The organism is Alteromonas sp. a30 (genome assembly GCF_026788005.1).
Classification (GTDB): domain Bacteria; phylum Pseudomonadota; class Gammaproteobacteria; order Enterobacterales; family Alteromonadaceae; genus Paraneptunicella.
In genome coordinates this window covers 1-1,463 of the sequence record NZ_JABEPE010000068.1, presented here as the reverse complement: position 1 = coordinate 1,463, position 1,463 = coordinate 1, and the positions used below count along the sequence as shown (strand labels likewise).

The 1,463-nt window shown below is 39.3% G+C and carries 3 protein-coding genes; all 3 read right to left on the bottom strand.

The features are described from left to right. Positions 1-74 precede the first annotated feature (74 nt). Entirely contained in the window at positions 75-428 is a 354-nt protein-coding gene (locus tag HJG39_RS19155) for a hypothetical protein (protein WP_268412008.1), read from the bottom strand. Positions 429-589: 161 nt separating this feature from the next. Continuing rightward, on the bottom strand, positions 590-883 hold the full coding sequence (locus HJG39_RS19150; protein ID WP_268412006.1) for a hypothetical protein: 294 nt from the start codon (positions 881-883) through the stop codon (positions 590-592). A 144-nt stretch (positions 884-1,027) separates the two neighbouring features. After that, positions 1,028-1,300: a hypothetical protein gene (locus HJG39_RS19145; RefSeq protein WP_268412004.1), complete on the bottom strand. Its 273-nt coding sequence runs from the start codon at positions 1,298-1,300 to the stop codon at positions 1,028-1,030. Between the last annotated feature and the right edge of the window lie 163 nt (positions 1,301-1,463).

The following is a 1,463-nucleotide window of genomic DNA, read 5'->3' as shown; positions in this document are numbered from 1 at the left end:
CGTAATCTTAAATTCGATGCTCAGAGATGGAGTAATGTGGGAAGCAAATTAGCTATTGACGCCATAGTCTCTTGTTAGATACCGACTACTTCGTTTACTTTTTCTGCGAACTGCTTATAACCGGGAGTCATATGATCTACAACATAAATTGTTGTCCCGTTTGAATCAAACAACTTCAATATTTGCGAACTTTCATAATTTTTTACCAAAGCAATGTCTGACCATGCATATGAATTCTTCGTACCTTTCATTTCCACAGTAAAATGAGATTCGTCAAAAACGACTTTAGCAGGAACAAACTTTGCCAACAGCAGCCTAATATAAGAGATATAAGCGACTGCCACTCCTAAGAAAAGAAATACTCCTGCACCACTTAATCCAGAATTTGGAAATGCTTCATAAGCTAAATAAAACATGTATCCAGACAAGCAGGGAAACCCTGCTATTGCGATGTAAAAAATGAATTGAAGCCAAATTGGATTGTATACGACCATGTCTATCCTTAGGTATCTAACGCTGCCATAAACCGCGCGAGCTTGCGAGCGTCGGGTGACCGAAGGGAGCGAATTTAATGGCCTTGTTATGTTTATTAATCATCTTTCGCCATTGCTCTCTTATAACCATACCACCCCTCAATATCGCCTTCGATTTCGAAGCGAGAGCTTATGGTGTTAAGAAAAGCTGAATGAGCCTTCGCAGAAGCAAGCATTAAGGTGTCATCAGTGTGATCACCTTTAACGAAATATTTTCCATTATTCATCGTGCACTTATACATACCAAATTCATCGACGTCTGAGACAGCCCTATACAAGGCATAAACCTCTTCATGGTCATCTGGATCGGCTTGATCAAGCCATGAATCAAAATCAGTAATTGTTGCCATTCTTATATCTCTCCTTTATGCAACATAACGTCTGCCTAAGCGGCGATTAATAATGGGCTAAAGTTTTGAGCGCAGCGACAATAGCCCATTGTTAATTGTCCGAGCGAGCTAAAGAGCGAATTGAGGCTCTTGTTATATGACGACTTACACTTGTTGTTTTCGTTTAGGCATGAAGTAGCCACAAGCTAATGTCATGAGTAAACCAATAACCCAATACACTTTTACATTACCATCCCATCGGTTCACTAGTCGGGTGTACCCTTGTGAATTTACGCAATTTGAAGTTTGGCTATTTGCACACGACTCTAGAATTGTCATTGCTTCACTTGCGAGGTTTATTTGACCTCCAACCAAGAAAGCAAAGTAAATGCAAAGACCTACCAAAGCTCCAAGAAATAAACGTGCGTTTAAGTCCATGCAACAATTCCTTTAGTCATATAACAGTGTATTACTGCGAATTCTCGGTATGCCCACTTTTAAATCCATACCAAAATCTCAACATCCTAAAATTTTGCCAATACTAGCAATAGCTTAAACCAAGTTACTAGCATTTTATTAAAGCAAAGTTTTGGAGAAAGCG